This is a genomic window from Terrimonas rubra (assembly GCF_042686025.1).
Classification (GTDB): Bacteria; Bacteroidota; Bacteroidia; order Chitinophagales; family Chitinophagaceae; genus Terrimonas; species Terrimonas rubra.
This window is the reverse complement of record NZ_JBHUOZ010000003.1, coordinates 1872970-1890976: the sequence shown is the minus strand read 5'-3', so window position 1 is coordinate 1890976 and position 18007 is coordinate 1872970. Positions and strand designations below refer to the sequence as shown.

Here is an 18007-nt window from a genome sequence, read left to right as displayed (position 1 = left end):
AGGCATAGGCAGGCTCTCTGCAGTACTCTGTGAAACACCTCTGTTAACCTCTGTGCGACTAACCAAGTAAAATACTACCAGCGGGCTACAATTTTAAAGTTAATCAGCCTTGGTGTAAGACGATTCGGCATGAGATAAGTAGTATTGGAAAAATCCTTGATAAGCAGGTAGGAGATGGTATTATCCCGGTCAATGATATTAAATACTTCCAGTGTGGCCCAGATATTATCAAAGCTTTTGAATGGACTATGGCTGCGGCGTTTGCTGCGATCGCTGTCCAGTAACTGGTAACTGAAACCAATATCGGCACGGATGTATTCCGGTATCTGCATGGCATTACGGTATTTTACACTGCCGGGAATATTATAAGGCAGGTTGGTACCATACAATAAGTTGAGGTACATTTTCAGGTTTTTATTGGTAGCCAGATAGTCCTGGAAAAACATGCCAAAAGTGATGAGCCTGTCAGTAGGGCGGCGTAACCAGCCCTGGTTCACGGTTACACTGTCAATGGGGTTGTTGTTATTATCGAGGGTATAGTTTTTATAGGTATCGCCTTCAATGTCCTCACGGGTGCGCATAAAACCGATGCTGATCCAGCTTTCGGCATCTTTTACCAGCTCGCCGTACAACCGCGACTCAATACCTACGGCATAGGCTTTGGCCATGTTCTCACCAAAGTAACGCACCCTTACATTGTCAATATCATAGGGTACTACATCGGTCATGTGTTTGTAGTAAGCTTCCACTGTCCAGCGCAGGGGCCGGTTCCAGCCGGTAAAGTTATAATCAAAGCCCAGCACGCCCTGCCAGCTTTTCTGCGCTTTTAAGTTGGTATTAACGGTTCCGTCGTACCTGCGTAATTCCCGGTAAAACGGTGGCTGGTGATAGGCACCTGCCGCAGCACGGATGACAATATCCTTCTGCCAGTTGGGCTTCCAGCTGGCGCCGATACGGGGCGATAATAAAAACTCCCTGTTTAAACTGTTATAATTAAAACGCAGACCGGCGGAGAGGGTGAATGATTGCAGCGAATCGCCGAATAAAATATTGTCCTGCACGTAACCGGAGTATTTATTGATATCGAGATCGGCCCTGGAATTAATTACCTTGGTTAACTGGATCGTATTGGGGTTATAGGGCAGTGAATAGCCGGCTGAATCCTGGTATTCCCATTCGTTCATTTTATCGTTGATCAGTGTTTTATCGTAAGCCAGTCCCCATTGTACAGCATGTTTGTTGATGGTGTAATTGCCCTTATGCGAAAAGTTCCAGTTTTTAATGTTTAAGGTATTGCGGGAATAGTTATGAAAAATACCGGCCCCTAAAGGATTGACAATGGTACCGAAAGTGGGTTGGGTCTCATCAAAATCACGGTCGCCAAATAAATAGGCACCTGCAATATCAATATTCTCGGTTTCGTCGTTCTCAAAACGCGAAGCCATCCATTTTAGTTTTAAGTTTTTATGGACAGTATTGGTGGCCGATATGCCCACCATATTGGTAGTGTATTGGTCCTTCTCCTGGCCCTCAAAGTATACATCCAACCCGAGGTTGGCCGTAAAATAAGGAGTGAAAACGGAGGTTGTTAACTGGCTGTAAGCAGGTTGCAAATAAAATTTACTGCGGGAAAAGTTGGTAAATAATTCGGTCTGCCATTTTTTTGATACCTGGTAGTTGACCAGCAATTGCATATCGGCCGAGGAAGGAACATAGTTCCCCTGTGTTTCCTGGCGGCTTAAGAGGTTACGGTTACTGCGGTTACGTACACCAAATAAGTAAGTGAGCCGGTTATTGATACCCGTGCCTTCGAGGTGCAGACCCTGTTCCAGGATGCCGACATAGGCTGAGCCTCCGAATTTTTTGGGTGTTTTGTATTGGATATCCAGCACGCTGCTCATTTTATCACCATACTTACTGGAAAAGCCGCCGTTATAAAAGTTGATATTGCGTACCAGCTCGGGATTAATAAAACTTAATCCTTCCTGCTGGCCGTTACGGATGAGGTAGGGACGAAAGACCTCGAAGTCGTTTACATAGATCAGGTTCTCATCAAAGCTGCCGCCACGTACCGAGTATTGCGACGTAAGCTCGTTATTACTGCCTACAATAATTTTGATCATATTTTCCACCCCGGTGGTAACGGATGGCAGGTTGATGATGGATTTGGGGTTTAGTCTTACCAACCCTGCTTCGCGACGTTCCCGCTGATCACTCACCACTATTTCCTGCAACACGTTCTCCCGTTTATGTAAAATAATGGTGATGGTCTCTTCTTCGCTGGGACTGAGTAAAAAGTTTTTTTGAATGGGATGGTAGGCCGTGTGACTGAATACCAGGGCAAATGCTTTATCGGCAAGGGTGGTGATACGGAAGGTGCCGGAATCAGATGTGGTTTGCCCGGTCTGCTGACCCAATATCACTACAGAAACGCCTGCAACAGGTTGCTCATTCTCATCAATAACAATACCGCTGACAACAGCTGTTTTCTTTTGACCAAAGACAACAATGTGCAGTAAGAGTAAGCAGCATAAGGCAAAAATGTTGCGACAATTCATGGGTGGCGTAACCGGTTTAACAGCAATATTACACAATAAAATACTATTGCTAAAAATGGAGTAATTTGCCGGCGGGTTGGGGAGGAAAGTCAGGAAGTCCGGAAGTCGAAAAGTCTGGAAGTCAGAAAGACGTGAAGACTGGAAGTGGGGGAGTAAAGCAACAGGCAATGAGCAATTGGCAATGAGCAACAGAACGGTTGAATGTGCAAGAGGCGTTTTACTTGCTAATTGTGCATTGTCCATTTTCCATTTTCAACTGTCACTTGTCAATTGTCTATTGTCCATTGTAAAAACCTTCAGCTAATTTGAAAATTATTAATAACGATAAGGAACTGGATGCGCTTTTCCCCGATTGGGCGAGGGCTTTGTCGGGCAGGCACTGGTCGCCGATGCATGTGGCAGCCAGGGCTGCGGATTTTTTAGCGGTACAACCGGGCACAAAAGTGCTGGATATAGGCAGCGGGGTGGGGAAGTTTTGCCTCACCGGTGCCATGTTTCACCCGGCCGTTAATTTTTATGGTGTGGAGTTCAGGGAAAACCTGGTTGCAGTAGCCAATGACTGCGCCAATACCATAGGGTTGACCAATGTTTATTTTGAAGCCCGGGATATTAATACCGTAGACCTCGGGAATTATGATCATTTTTATTTCTATAATTCCTTTTACGAGAATATAGCGGTAGATGAAAGGATAGATGAAAAAGTAGCCCAATCTATAAGCCTGTATAAACATTACCAGGCTTACCTGTTACGACAGCTGGAGAAATTACCTTCGGCCACCAGGCTGGCCACCTTTTACGGTAACGATACGTATATACCCCGTCATTATCATGTGGTAGGCACTTATATGGATGAGTTGCTGAAGTTCTGGATAAAATTATAATAAAAACGGCGTGTAAAATACACGCCATTTTTATGATGATCAGTTTGATAAACCTATTGTAGTTCGGTAGTAGGCACCGGGTCCATATCGGTAAATACCAGGTTTTCGCCGGCCATGGCCCAGATAAAGGAGTAGTTGGCAGTGGCCGTACCACTGTGTATGCTCCAGCTGGGTGATAAAATAGCCTGTTCGTTATTCAGGAAAATATGACGTGTTTCGTGGGGTTGTCCCATGAAATGAATGATGCGCTGATTTTCCGGTAAGTCAAAGTAGAAATAACTTTCCATGCGCCTGTCGTGTAAATGCGGAGGCATGGTGTTCCAGATACTTCCGGCTTTAAAGGAGGTTACCCCTAATACCAGCTGACAGCTCCTGATACCATCCAGGTGAATGTATTTGTTGATCACGCGGTGGTTATTGTTCTCCAGGCTTCCCAGTTCGGCCGGTAAGGCCTCTGAAGGCTTCATTAAACGGGTGGGGTATTCCATATGCGCCGGGCAGGAAAATAAAATATACTTGGCCGGATCGGCGGCGTCCTTGCTGGCAAATATCACTTCCTGTTTGCCTTTGCCAATGTACAGGCAATCTTTCTTTTCCAAGTCAAATGTTTCACCATCAACCGTAATGGTACCATTACCGGCAATATTGATAATGCCTATTTCACGGCGTTCTAAAAAGTAATCGGCTTTCAGGTTGTCGTAAGTCTCCAGTTTTAAAGTAGTGGTCACCGGGGTAGCGGCGCCTACAATCATACGGTCGTAATGGGTGTATACACATTCAATTTTATCGGGTGCTACCAGGTTCTCCAATAAAAATTTATCCCTGATCTGTTGGGTAGTATAGTTCACAAAATCTTCGGGATGTACTTGATGCAAGACTTTCATGTCGTTATTTTTTAGCGTGATAATATTGCTGTTATCGTTGTGCGCAAATGTAAGCCTAAAGTTTTTTGTAAGGCTGCTGAACGGGTTGTAAATAGGAGGAATTGAGGAAATATAATTCCGGGAACGTTGCCGGAAGGGCTTTGTAATTAATAATTAATAATTAATAATTGGGATTTATCATTGTATGGGAAACGCGGACAATGCCCAATAGTATTACTGCAGTACAAGTGTGCGACGCAACCAGGGCCCGGTCAGGGGAGGGACGGTGGTAAACAAAAAATTATATCAATGCAACTGCTAAAGTTCCTGCAGTGTTTTGGGTTATTCTTAAACGTACTGTTCATTATCGTTGGGGAAATCGTTGCTCTTAACGTCGGTAATATATTGCTGTACTGCAGCTGTTACCTGCTCGTTCAGGTTGAGGTACTGGCGCAGGAAACGTGGTTTGAACTCGGTATTAATGCCCAGCATATCGTGCATCACCAATACCTGGCCATCGCAATATTTACCACCACCGATACCAATGGTGGGTATATCCAGGCTTTCCGATACTTCCTTAGCCAGCAGGGCCGGGATTTTTTCCAGTACAATGGCATAAGCACCGGCTTCCTGTAATAATAAAGCATCACGCTTCAGTTTATCGGCTTCGGCTTTTTCGGTGGCCCTTACTACATAAGTGCCGAATTTATTGATGGATTGCGGTGTGAGACCCAGGTGCCCCATAACAGGGATGCCGGCACTCACAATTTTTTTAACCGATTCAATGATCTCTTCACCACCTTCCAGTTTAACCGTATGCGCACCGCTTTCTTTCATAATGCGGACAGCAGAGGCAAGCGCAATTTCGGAGTTGGACTGGTAGTAGCCGAAGGGAATGTCTACCACAATGAGCGAACGTTCGCGGGCACGTACCACACTTTGCGCATGATAGATCATCTGGTCCAGCGTAATGGGCAGGGTAGTGGTATTACCGGCCATTACGTTACTGGCGCTGTCGCCCACCAATATCACATCAATGCCGGCATGGTCAAATATCTGTGCAAAGGAAAAGTCATAGGCTGTGATCATCGAGATCTTTTCACCGGCCGCTTTCATTTTTTGCAATGTATTGGTAGTGACCTTTTTTGCCGGTTGGGCTGCGCCTTGTTGCATAACAGTGTTTGTGTTGTGATAGAATGAAACGCAAAAGTAAGTGTTCTGGGTATTATTTTACCTGGTCGTACAAATGTTGTATCAAACCATCGGCCAGACCAATTTTGGGAACAAATATCTCGGTGCTGTCGGCCCAGCGCATTACATTAATATAAATTAATAGGGCAGGCACAATTACATCTGCACGGTCTTCCCGCATTTTAAACAAACGCATTCTTTCCGATAGGGATAAGATACTGAACTCACGGTAATAGTCCTTCAACAGGTCAAGCGGTAATGACTTGCCATCTTTTCTTTTGGACATGGAAAATACCTTGTTGATGTTGCCGCCGGTACCGATCGCAGTTACTTTATGATAACCCCTGGTGTTTTTCTTTATAAATTCCTTCATATCATCCCATTGTTTATCGGCTACCTGTTGTTTTAACAAACGGATGGTGCCGATGTTGAAGGATTCCTTAAAAACCAGTTTACCGTCGGAAAAGAAAGTGAGCTCGGTACTGCCGCCGCCTACATCAATATACAGGTAGGAGTCGTCTTTTGACATATTCTCGGCCACGTGGTTCTCGTAGATGAAAGAGGCTTCCTGCTGGCCGGAGATCACTTCTATTTTAATGCCGGTTTTATTATAGACTTTATCTATGATCGCTGCCCCGTTTTTTGCATCCCGCATGGCGGAAGTGGCACAGGCTTTTAAATGGCTGACGCCATATACATCCATTAATAATTTATAGGATTGTATGGTTTTAACGATGTTCTCCACTTTACGGGTACTGATCTCGCCGGTATCAAATACATCAAAGCCCAAACGTAAAGGCACCCTTACGAGGGCCAGCTTGTTGAACACCGGTGCGGCAGGGTTAAATGTTTGTACATCTGTGATCAATAACCTTGCGGCATTACTGCCAATATCAATTGCTGCCAGTATCACTTGTTATATTCGCTTTTTTAATGAGATAATTATAGGTTTCCACCTGCGAACGCCATTTACGTTTACCGGCGGTAACATATTCATTGGTTAAATCATTGTTCAAGCGCCTTGCTTTTACATTGTCCTTTAACTGAATCTGTAAAATATCTGTCAGTTCTTTTTTTAAGGAAGCATTGTGCACAGGGCAGCAAGCTTCAATACGATGATCAAGATTCCGGCGCATCCAATCGGCCGAAGATAAATAAACTTTTTGTTTACCCTTATTATGAAATACAAATACCCTGGCATGCTCTAAGTACTCATCAACAATGCTGATGGCTTCTACCGGGTATTTAAACTTATTATTCTCGGTAACAAAACAGAAAATACCCCGTACGATCAGCTGTATTTTTACCCCGGCACGGGCTGCTTCATGCAGTTTTGCGATCATTTTTTCATCTGACAGCGAGTTCATTTTCAGTAAAATGCCGGCAGGCTTGTTTTTCTGTGCCTGTTTTATTTCTTCATCGATCAGTTTTACCATTTCCTGACGCATATAACCCGGGCTGGGCACTACCGTTTTGCATAATTTTAAAACACCGGCATTTTGTTTGGGGGCCAGCAGGTATTGAAATATACGGTTGGCGTCGGTCATGATCTTGGCATTGGCTGTCAGCAGGCAATGGTCGCCATAGATCCGGGCTGTTTTTTCGTTCATATTGCCGGTACTTACAAAGCCATAATGTTTGAGTTTGCCATTCATTTTTTTACTGATCACGCATAATTTGGCATGTACTTTCAGTTTGGGTATCTCTATCAATACTTTTACGCCTACTTCTTCCAGCCTGTCTTTCCATTCCAGGTTGGCCTCTTCATCAAAACGGGCCCTTAGTTCCAGCATCACGATCACTTCCTTACCATTACGGGCTGCATTGATGAGGGCGTTCACAATTTTTGATTGCGAGGCCAGCCGGTAACAGGTAATTTTAATTGTGGTCACATCGGGGTCAAAAGCTGCTTCCCTTATCAGGTCGATAATGGGGGCAAAAGAGTGATAGGGGAAATGTAAGAGCACATCTCTTTTGTGTATCACTTCCGTAACCCGGTTGTCAACAAAGAGGGGGTGATCAAAAGGTTTATTCCGTTTATTTTTTACGGCAAAGACCTGGGGCGGAAAATCCATAAAATGCCTGAAATTATGGATACGTCCACCGGGTATCAGGTTGTCCTTACGGCTCAGGTTAAGCCGGCGGATGAGGTATTCCAGTAAGCCTGTATCAATCTCCCGGTCGTATACAAAACGCACCGGTTTGCCCAGGCGCCTGTTCTTTAATCCTTTTTTGAGTTTTTGAATGATATTGGTCGATACATCATTGTCTATATCAATTTCCGCGTCGCGGGTCATTTTAAAAATATAGGCCTGGTATTCGTTAAAGCCAAAATATTGAAATATATCCGGCAGGTTAAACCGTATGGCATCTTCCAGCAACATGATATGTTGTTCGCCTTCGGGTGAAGGTAGTAATATGAAACGGCCCAGTACTTTACTGGGAATTTCTATGAGGGCATATTTTTTCTGGAGTTCATCTTCTTTTTTACGCATCACAACGGCCAGGTAAATGGACTTGTCCCTTAAAGCCGGGAATTCTTTAATGTTCTCTATCATCAGGGGAATAACGTTGGGACTTATCTCCTCATCATAATAATCCCGTATAAAAGCCTGCTGGGCCTCGTTTAATTCGTTCTCCTGTTTCAGGAAGACCTTCTGCCGGTGCATGTCTTTTTGTATATCCAGCCAGATGCGGTTAAAATCTTCCTGTTGCTGTAATACGGTCAGCTGTATCTGGTCTAATATAGCCTGGGGGTTTTGTTCCAGGTGCATATTGGCCTTGGCGCCTACTGCCAGCATGCGGTTAAGGGTAGCTACGCGTACACGGAAAAATTCATCCAGGTTATTAGAGAATATACCAAGGAAGCGGATCCTTTCAATAAGCGGAACTGTTTTATCACCGGCTTCCTGTAATACACGGGCGTTGAAGGATAACCAGCTGATATCGCGTGCAATAATTTTAGGCTTGTGGTGTGTCATAATTTTAAGCTATATACAAAAATAGCCAACGGATTGGGTTGCCTATGTTAAGTTTTTGATATTGTTCCGGTTAGTTACAAAACCAGGGTATACAAGTTACTGAAATAATTGACAATGGACAATTGGCTATGGACAATGGCCGATCTACAATCGGGAAATAACAATATGCAAATAGTGTTCCTTTTGTATTAAACCGTTCTGCTGTTAGGTAAAATTTTTGAAAGCGTATGTATAACAGGCCCTTTTTATGGTTGTATAATTAATTAGTCTACTTATTTTGTAGACTAATTAAAACCTGTTATTTTTGCCGGCATATTCTATTTATTAAATCAACCAATATGACAAAAACTGCATTCCGGGTTTTATTATCAGGTGTGGCCATTATGTCTTTACAAGCTGCACAGGCGATCGACAATGATCCGGGTAAAGGCAAGAAAACAAAAGCACCCAAAGAAAATGTAACAGTAGCTATTGATCTAAGCGGTCTGTCGTACCCGGCAGAAAAAGTGTTTTTTACTTATTATAATTCGCTTACCAAAGTACGTTATAATGACAGTATAGTAGTGGGGAATGAGAAGCAGGTAGTGTTTAAAACCTGGCTGGATGAACCTGTACTTGGACAGTTAAGGGTAGAGCCGGCTGAGAAAAAAACGCCGGTAAAAGGGCAGCGTATTGTTCCGGATAACCTGAGTGTGTTTTTTGAACAGGGGAAAATTAATGTGCTGGTAAAAGATTCCATCAAAAATGCAGCCGTATCCGGCTCTAAGGCCCACCAGGAATACCTGGATATTAAATCACAGGTAGCCGATTATGACCCTGCGTTTGCGGTATTATATGAGCAGAGTTCACAACACCGTAAAGAAAAAGATGAAGCAGGGGAGAAACTGGTCCGTAAGCAGATTGATTCCTTAAATGATGTGATCAGGGAAAAAGTGTACAAAGCGTATATTAAAACAAAGGGTAAGCAGTCGCCGGTAGCTATATATGCGTTATCGCAATACAGTGGTTATGCAATTGATGCAGATAAAGTGGAACCGGTTTATGCTTTATTAGGCCCCGCTGTAAAAAATACTCCCTCTGGTAAAATATTTAAACAAAGGATCGCCACTGCCAGGCAATTAGCCATTGGCAAACCGGCTATTCCTTTTTCGCAGGCCGATACCTCGGGCACCCCGGTGAGTTTAGCATCTTTTAAAGGCAAATATGTATTGATTGATTTCTGGGCAAGCTGGTGTGGTCCCTGCCGGGCAGAGAACCCCAATGTGGTAGCCGCTTTTCAGCAATATAAAAACAAGGATTTTACTGTATTGGGCATTTCACTGGATCGCCCCGGACAAAAAGATAAATGGTTAAAAGCCATTCATGATGATCAGCTGGATTGGACACATGTTTCGGATCTGCAATTCTGGGATAATGAGGTTGCTAAATTGTATGATATCAAAGCCATACCTCAGAATTTATTGCTGGATAAAGAAGGTAAGATCATTGCTAAAAATATCAGGGGCGAAGAATTAACCGCAACCCTGGCTGAAATACTGGAATAATAAGACAGGTTATCGTCACACATGAGAATATATACCGTTAGGTAAGGCCGTTCTTAAAAAGAGCGGCCTTTTTATATACATGTACTTTAGTTGGAATGAAGTTTGTATAAATACATATGCAGTGATAATTATGCTGCATTTACAAGCTGCCACCATCCATTAAATGATATATTTAAATATATGGTGTATGAAAAAGCAGGCAAAGAAAAATACAAAAGCGGCAAAAGATCCCAGGACAAAATATCCCCAACCTCCTTTCCCCAAACAAAAACAGGAATTTCCCGGTGTGGAAGCTGCCATGAAACCGCTGGCCGATCATGGTCAGGAGACCTATAAAGGTTCAGGCAAATTAAAAGGTAAAAAAGCGATCATTACCGGCGGCGATTCAGGTATCGGGAAAGCGGTAGCCATAGCATTTGCCCGCGAAGGAGCCGATGTACTGATTAGTTACCTGAATGACCGTGAAGATGAAGATGCAACCGATACGGCTCAATATGTGGAGGATGCAGGCCGGGAGTGCATACTGGTGAAGGGTGATATTACCAGCGAAAAGCATTGTAAAAAAATTGTAGCCACTGCCGTTAAAGCATGGGGCAGGGTGGATATACTGGTGAATAACGCCGCCTTTCAAATGGCCAGGAAATCATTGCAGGATATTCCTTCGGCGGAATGGGAACATACTTTTGCCGTGAACATACACAGCATGTTTTATTTATGTAAAGCTGCCGAACCGCATATGAAGCCGGGCAGCTGTATCATTAATACTACTTCGGTCAATGCCTATCATCCTTCTGATGACCTGTTGCCTTATGCCGCTACCAAAGCGGCCATACAGAACTTTACGGCCAATTTAAGCCAGATATTTTTGAGTAATAATAAAGGTATAAGGGTGAACGCGGTGGCCCCCGGCCCGGTATGGACACCCCTGATCCCGTCGACCAAATGGCAGGATGCGGATATATTTGGTGAAAACACGCCGGTAGGCAGGCCGGGACAGCCGGCAGAAATAGCTCCTTCCTTTGTATTCCTGGCGGCCGATGAAAGCAGCTATGTATCCGGTGCAACTATCCCGGCAACCGGGGGCAGGATCACTATTTAAATGGTCGGTTAATTGAATAACAACAAATGTTATTTACTAATTAGTTATTATAAGATGTGTAACATTCATGATCTTATAAATGGTAAAAATGTTAAATAAGATGACATATGTCAACTGATTGACTGTTTTTAGTACAAAATTTTATAATAGTGTTTTGTATCTTTGCAGCATAACAGATCATGGTATTTTTATGATCTGCCCGGCTCATCCCCGGGTTAACCGTCCAATATTTTTTTATATGAACAATCAATTATGCGTGGCACGTACCTCTTTGAGGTCGTTGCAGCATTTATTTTTTTATTCCCTTTACCACATTCCCTTTATTCATTCTTTAGGAAACACTGCGTTTGCAAGGTATACTGCTGCCGCTACTTCAAAGAACCAGGGATAATATTTTACCGGAATGGTCAATAACCCCGGCGTAGATAGGTAAAACTATGTACAGGGATTGTTATGCCTGTTCCTGTAAGGACAAAAGTCTATTCAATCCATTTCATAATTTAAAACAGGACATGACAGTAACCGCAACCACACAATCATTTTACGCTGATCAGGCAAATGTTTTCCTGATACAGGTAACTGTTTATGCCTGTTCTTAAAACAAGTATCATGATGAGATCTTTATGTATGTTTTTATTATTGTTGTTTATTGGAGCCTGTGCAACGGCCCAGCCAACTATCAGTAATTTTACTCCAAAGTCCGCAGCGCCCGGGATGTCCATCACTATTACCGGTACAAACTTTACCACAGCTACTAATGTCCGTTTAGGTGGTACTACAGCGGCATTCACCGTTAATTCAGCTACACAGATCACGGCTACAGTACCGGTAACGGCATCGGGTACAGTGATGGTAACTAATCCTGCCGGCTCTGCCAGCAGCAGTGGTTTTATTTATGTTCCTACTTCCGAGATCATGACTGACTTCGGTGGCTTCTGGCGTGCGAGAGCCAGTAATCCGCAAACCAATAATCCTGATAACAGTCATCATTTGCTGGGCTTTACACATAATGGTGTTACCTATTCCACGGGTGTTGATAACAGTAAACTGACCAATAACAGTATCAGTTTTGTACCGGCTACTTTTAAAGCACTGCCGGTGGCTGCTATTGCCGGTGTGGCTTCGGGCTCAGGCTCCACCTATATTTCACTGGCATCAAAAGTAGATGGCTCGGCCACCAGCGCTTACGTAGCCGGTGTATCGTCTTATACTATAAAAAAAGCCCTGATCGATGGTGTTAACGGGCTGGATATGGGTACAGGCGTAACCAACCTTCCTTCCACCGCTACCATGACCTTCCAGATCTATAATATTGATGCCACGAAGGCATCGGATGCAGAGCCGGACCTGATACTGACACAGATCGCTTCTCCTACCTCTTCCAACGATATATTTACCTTTCTGGATGCAGCCGGTAATATGGTAGGTAATTCTTTTACGCAGGATATGACACTTCTGCCAAGATTTGGTACCTATGTCCTGGATCTTTTCACCATGGCGGCCGGTGTTCCCTATAATGCCGCCAGGCCTTATGATGTAGCGAACAGCGGTACCAATACCACAAGAGATATCCGCCTGGTAAGTCTTAACCTGTCCAGCTTTGGTATTGATGCTTCCAATGCATCCAGTGTACGTGCTTTACAAATTACGCCCAGCGGTAACAGCGATTATGCTTTTATAGGTTATAATACCGCATCTATTAACCTGCCTCCCAATGCTGCCTTAAGTACGGAGACCTCGGTTACCAGGATATGTACCGGCGGTACGGCCAGCCTGGAAGTAATAGGTACACCTGCGGCCGGTGGCGCTTTAAGTTATACCTGGGAGGAATCAACAAATGGGGGCGCTACCTGGCATACGGTTACCAATGGTGGCAACTATTCAGGAGCTACTACCGACCGTTTAATGGTGGCCAATGCCACAGTTGGATATAATTACCGGGCTTCGGTGCATGAGGTAGGAAATGGTAATGCCGGTATCAGCGGTGTGTTCACCATAACTGCAGCAGCCGGTACCAGGGCAAGTGCTGTTTCCATCTCCGGGGGTGGCACGGTGTGTGTGAATACCTCTGCGCAGTTCACTTCCAGCGTTACAGGCGGCAGCAATCTTATTTATCAATGGCAAAGTAATGCTTCAGGAACTTACCAGGATATTCCCGGTGCTAATAACTCCGTTGAAATCCCCAATACAGCTGCCACAGGAACAACCAGCTATCGCTTACTGGTATCTCCGGGTGCAGGTTGCCCCGGTGATCTTTCCAATGTCATCAGTTTAACAGTGAATGGTATATCTTCTACCACTGCAGTAGAACGTTGCGGCACCGGCGCTGTTACCTTATCGGCAACAGCTACTTCCGGCACCGTATCCTGGTACAATGTTGAATCGGGTGGTACAGCACAGGCTACAACCAACAATTATTCCATTCCTTCCCTGGCCACCACTACCACTTACTATGCAGCTGCAACAGGCTGTTCGCAACGTGTACCTGTTGTTGCAACGGTAAACCCGGCAAGTGCAGCGGGCGGTATATCGTCTATGGCCGGTAATGATCCGGGTACTACTGTATTCACACTCAACAGCCATACCGGCAATGTAACCAAATGGCAATCCTCTACTGATAATTTCAATACGGTTATTACCGATATTGCCCAAACACAGGCACAAATAGTAGTGAATAATCCACCACAGTTAACACGTTACCGTGCAGTGGTGCAAAGTGGTAATTGTCCCTCTGTGTTCTCTGCCAGTTCAGCCGCTATTATTACCCTGCCTATCCGCGCCAATAGTTTAAAACTGTCCGAAAGAGGCAGTACGGTAGAACTGCAATGGGAAACCATCGATCAGCAGGGAGCAGTAGCTTATGAAATAGAAAAATCAATAGATGGCATTCAATTTGTTACTATTGGTACAGTACAGCCGCAGGCCAGCCAGTTATACCAATGGGTGGATGTAAACCCGGGTACCGGTACAGTAGCGTACAGGATAAAAGAATTAAGATTATCGGGTACTGTTTATTATAGTAATACGGCTTCCATCCGTTTATTATATGCTACCGGTTTTTCCGTTTATCCTAATCCCGTAAAAGGAGGCCAGCTGAATGTTCGCCTGCAAAACAGGGTGACAGGTAAATACCAGCTGGTATTATATGCCACAACAGGGCAAACGATATACAGTGGTAATATCAGTCATATTAACGGTGCGTCTGTTCATACTGTTACTTTACAAAAAACTGTTCCGGCAGGCGTATATCACCTGATGTTGCTTTCTCCGGACGGGTTAAAAGAACACAGTACCATACTGGTACAATAAAGAAAATGATCCCGGTTACTGATAAAAGACTGTTCCTTAAGTGGGGCAGTCTTTTTTATTTACCAGTTAGCCGGTATATACCATCCGGGTATTGATCATTTATAATTGGTACGGTTTTTTAGGCATATAGGTTTCAACAACACCAATATCATGAAAGCAATATGGACCGGCGCTATTGGATTTGGGTTGGTAAACATTCCGGTAAAAATGTTCAGTGCCATAGAGGAGAGTGATCTGGACCTGGACATGCTGGATAAAAAAGACCTTGCCAATATCAAGTATAAAAGGGCAAATGAAAATACCGGCAGGGAAGTGGCCTGGAGCAGTATTGTAAAGGGTTACAAACTCGATGACCGTTATATTGTGGTGGAAGATAAAGACTTTGAAAAAGCACGCCCGGAAAAATCAAAAACCCTCACGATCGACGCCTTTGTAAAGGAAGAGGAGATCGACAGCGTATACTTTGAAACACCTTATTATCTCAAGCCCCAGAAAGACGGGGAAGCTCCTTTTAATTTATTGACAGCCGCACTTAAAAAAACGGGTAAAGTGGGTATGGGCACTTTTGTAATGCGCAGTAAAGAAGTATTGGGCATACTACGGGTTTATAATGATGTGCTCATCTTCCAGCGTATCAGGTATGCTGCAGAGATCAGGAATACGGCAGACCTGAAAATTGCCAAAAAACGTATCAAGCCGGGCGAACTGAAAATGGCCGTTTCGCTGGTAGACCAGTTGACCAGGAAGTTTGATCCGGCAGCTTATAAAAATACTTACCGCGCCGCTTTAATGAAAATAATCAGGGCCAAAGCAAAAGGTAAAAAAATGCCTGTCACTAAAATGAAAGTGGTACACAGTACGGCGAGGGATCTTATGTCACAGCTCAAAGCAAGTCTTTCTGCTTCCAAAACAAAAAAAGCTTCATAATATAAATAGCCTTTTATGCCGTTGGAAAAATATAAACAAAAACGAAACTTCAAACGTACAACGGAGCCCAAAGGAAAAAAAGAAAAAAGTGGTGACCGCAAACTTCGTTTTGTGGTGCAACGCCATGCGGCCAGCCGGTTGCATTATGATTTCCGCCTGGAGATGGAAGGCGTTTTAAAGAGCTGGGCCGTACCGAAAGGCCCTTCCTTGAATCCCGATGATAAACGGCTTGCCATGATGGTAGAAGATCACCCCTATGCCTACCGTGAATTTGAAGGCACTATTCCCGAGGGTAATTATGGGGCAGGTGAGGTAGAGATATGGGATGAAGGTACTTATGAAGCCATGGAAAAGAAGGCCGGTAAAAAAGAGGAGACCCTCTTACTGGCCGGGCTGAAAAGTGGCTCTCTTAAATTTGAACTGCATGGCAGAAAACTGAAAGGTTCATTTGCCCTGGTGCAAATGAAGACCGGTGAAAAGAACGCCTGGTTACTCATTAAACACAAGGACAAATATGCGGTTACTAAAAAATACGATGCCGAAGACCTCACTCCCAAACGGTCAAAAGTAACTGCCAGGGTAGCGGCGAAAAAAAATACTGCTGTTAAGAAACAGCCTGCAGCACCACCCGTTACGGGTAAAAAAAACTATGATCCGCTTTTGTTAAAGGAAAAAAAACTAACCCAATATATCAAACCCATGCTGGCTACGGCCGGTGAGCAGGCTTTTGACGATGAGGATTGGCTTTTTGAAATAAAGTGGGATGGCTACCGGGCTGTTGCCGAGTTGGGTAAAAATAAAAAACTCTATTCGCGTAATGGACTTTCATTTGAGCAAAAGTTCGCTCCTGTTTTTGAACAGTTGTCAATGCAATCCGAAACCATGGTGATCGATGGGGAAGTGGTAGTATATAATGAAAAGGGGCTTCCCGATTTCCAGGCACTTCAGCATTACCAGGCAGGTGGTCCTAATGCAATTGCTTACCAGGTATTTGATCTTATTAGTTTACATGGTAAGGATACCACTTCGCTTTCCCTGGTACAAAGAAAAGAATTATTGAAGGAAGCATTGATTGAGACCGACCTGGTCAGGTATTGTGATCATGTACAGGGCCAGGGCAAAAAGTTTTTCCGGGCATTACAGCAAAACAATATGGAGGGCATGATCGCTAAGCGGGCCGATAGTATTTACCAGCCCGGTGTACGCAGTAAGGACTGGCTTAAAATAAAACACCAGCTTACCGAAGAGGTATATATTGTAGGGTATACAGAACCAAGGGGGGCACGTAACCAGTTCGGAGCATTGATACTGGCGCAGGAAAACAAAAAAGGTAAGCTCACCTATTGCGGTCATGTAGGTACAGGCTTCGATGAACGTTCTATTGATGAGTTATTCCGCGTATTACAAACATTAGTGGTAACCAAATGCCCGTTGGATGAAACACCCCCAACCAATACCCCGGCTACCTGGGTGAGGCCGCAACTGGTATGTACCATTAAATTTACCCACCGTACCCGCAGCGGCATCTTCCGGCATCCCGTTTTTATGGGACTTCGTCCTGATAAATCGACCTTTATGACAAAAACACGAAAAAAGCAGCCTGCAACAAAAACAGCGGTTAAAAAGACAAAAGATAGGGCTGAAGATACCGGCACTGATAAGATGGTACAGGTTGGTGGTCACCGGGTAAAGCTGACCAACCCCGGTAAAATATACTGGCCGGATGAAGGGTATACCAAGGGAGACCTTGTTGCCTATTATAACGAGGTTTACCGTTATATTCTTCCTTACCTGAAAAACCGGCCTGAAAGTTTAAACCGTTTTCCCAACGGTATTACAGGCGATAGTTTTTATCATAAGGATGCGGGCGATACGGCCCCTGGTTGGGTGGATACGGTGAAGCTGTATTCAGAGAGTACCCAAAAAGATATTGAATATATTTTGTGTAACAACAAAGCTACTTTATTATACCTGGCCAACCTGGGCTGTATTGATATGAATCCCTGGAACAGCACGGTCAGTAAAATTGATCATCCGACTTATCTTATCCTGGACCTTGATCCTTCTGATAAAAACGATTTTGATGATGTGATAGAGGTAGCCAATGCCACTAAAGAAATACTGGATAAAACAGGGGCAGATAGTTTTTGCAAAACATCCGGCGCTACAGGATTACATGTATATGTGCCCATGAACAATAAATATACCTACGAACAGGTAAAAGACTTTGCCCACCTGCTGGCCATGCAGGTAAATAACCTGTTGCCTGACCTTACTACCCTGGAACGCAGTTTACAGAAAAGAAGTAAACATAAAATATATGTCGATTACCTGCAGAACCGGAAAGGGCAAACCATTGCCAGTGCGTATAGCGTGCGGCCAAAACCCGCTGCTCCGGTATCAGCACCGCTGCTTTGGAAAGAGGTGGAAAAAGGTTTATATCCTGAGCAATTTACTATCAAAACCATGCCGGGCCGGCTGGCTAAAATGGGCGATATTTTTAAGAAGGTGCTGGGCAAAGGCATCAACCTGGAAAAATGCCTGGCGGATATGGAAAAATTATGAGCCGGTGACTTTTTTAACGGAATGGCGGGCAGGTTAAGGATGAGCGTTCCGGTGGCCTGCCCGGAAAAATCAGGTATAAATGAGTATGT

General features: G+C 44.1%; 11 protein-coding genes. 6 read left to right on the top strand and 5 right to left on the bottom strand.

Translation table 11 applies throughout. The features are described 5' to 3' along the window. Positions 1-74: 74 nt before the first annotated feature. The gene (locus tag ACFS6H_RS17145) at positions 75-2558 is read right to left on the bottom strand and encodes a TonB-dependent receptor (RefSeq protein ID WP_386101794.1); all 2484 of its coding nucleotides are present in this window, start codon (positions 2556-2558) and stop codon (positions 75-77) included. Positions 2559-2863: 305 nt separating this feature from the next. Here ACFS6H_RS17145 and ACFS6H_RS17140 point away from each other — a divergent pair, with 305 nt between their 5' ends. Then, a complete protein-coding gene (locus ACFS6H_RS17140) occupies positions 2864-3439 on the top strand; it encodes a methyltransferase domain-containing protein (RefSeq protein WP_386101791.1) in 576 nt (191 codons plus the stop codon). A 53-nt stretch (positions 3440-3492) separates the two neighbouring features. Here the strand turns inward: ACFS6H_RS17140 and kduI are convergent, their stop codons facing one another. From kduI to ppk1, 4 genes are all read right to left on the bottom strand, one after another. Further along, positions 3493-4323: a 5-dehydro-4-deoxy-D-glucuronate isomerase gene (gene kduI / locus ACFS6H_RS17135; protein ID WP_386101788.1), complete on the bottom strand. Its 831-nt coding sequence runs from the start codon at positions 4321-4323 to the stop codon at positions 3493-3495. A 327-nt stretch (positions 4324-4650) separates the two neighbouring features. Continuing rightward, positions 4651-5475, bottom strand: a complete 825-nt coding sequence (panB, locus tag ACFS6H_RS17130; RefSeq protein WP_386101785.1) for a 3-methyl-2-oxobutanoate hydroxymethyltransferase — start codon at positions 5473-5475, stop codon at positions 4651-4653. A gap of 52 nt (positions 5476-5527) precedes the next feature. After that, positions 5528-6406, bottom strand: coding sequence for a Ppx/GppA phosphatase family protein (locus tag ACFS6H_RS17125; RefSeq protein ID WP_386101782.1), 879 nt, complete (start codon positions 6404-6406; stop codon positions 5528-5530). After that, positions 6387-8474, bottom strand: a complete 2088-nt coding sequence (gene ppk1 / locus ACFS6H_RS17120; RefSeq protein ID WP_386101779.1) for a polyphosphate kinase 1 — start codon at positions 8472-8474, stop codon at positions 6387-6389. Before ppk1 ends, ACFS6H_RS17125 begins: the two co-directional genes overlap by 20 nt. A gap of 338 nt (positions 8475-8812) precedes the next feature. On the opposite strand from ppk1, the gene ACFS6H_RS17115 reads away from it, so the two are divergent. From ACFS6H_RS17115 to ligD, 5 genes are all read left to right on the top strand, one after another. Next, positions 8813-10018 (top strand): redoxin domain-containing protein, encoded by a 1206-nt coding sequence (locus ACFS6H_RS17115; protein ID WP_386101776.1) that lies wholly within the window; start codon positions 8813-8815, stop codon positions 10016-10018. Positions 10019-10205: 187 nt separating this feature from the next. Next, positions 10206-11117, top strand: a complete 912-nt coding sequence (locus tag ACFS6H_RS17110; RefSeq protein WP_386101773.1) for an SDR family oxidoreductase — start codon at positions 10206-10208, stop codon at positions 11115-11117. Positions 11118-11726: 609 nt separating this feature from the next. Next, the gene (locus ACFS6H_RS17105; RefSeq protein WP_386101770.1) at positions 11727-14426 is read left to right on the top strand and encodes an Ig-like domain-containing protein; all 2700 of its coding nucleotides are present in this window, start codon (positions 11727-11729) and stop codon (positions 14424-14426) included. Between the two features lie 150 nt (positions 14427-14576). After that, positions 14577-15353, top strand: a complete 777-nt coding sequence (ku, locus tag ACFS6H_RS17100) for a non-homologous end joining protein Ku (RefSeq protein ID WP_386101767.1) — start codon at positions 14577-14579, stop codon at positions 15351-15353. Positions 15354-15368: 15 nt separating this feature from the next. Beyond that, complete coding sequence (ligD, locus tag ACFS6H_RS17095; protein WP_386101764.1) at positions 15369-17918, top strand: DNA ligase D; 2550 nt, start codon at positions 15369-15371, stop codon at positions 17916-17918. The last annotated feature ends 89 nt before the right edge of the window (positions 17919-18007 follow it).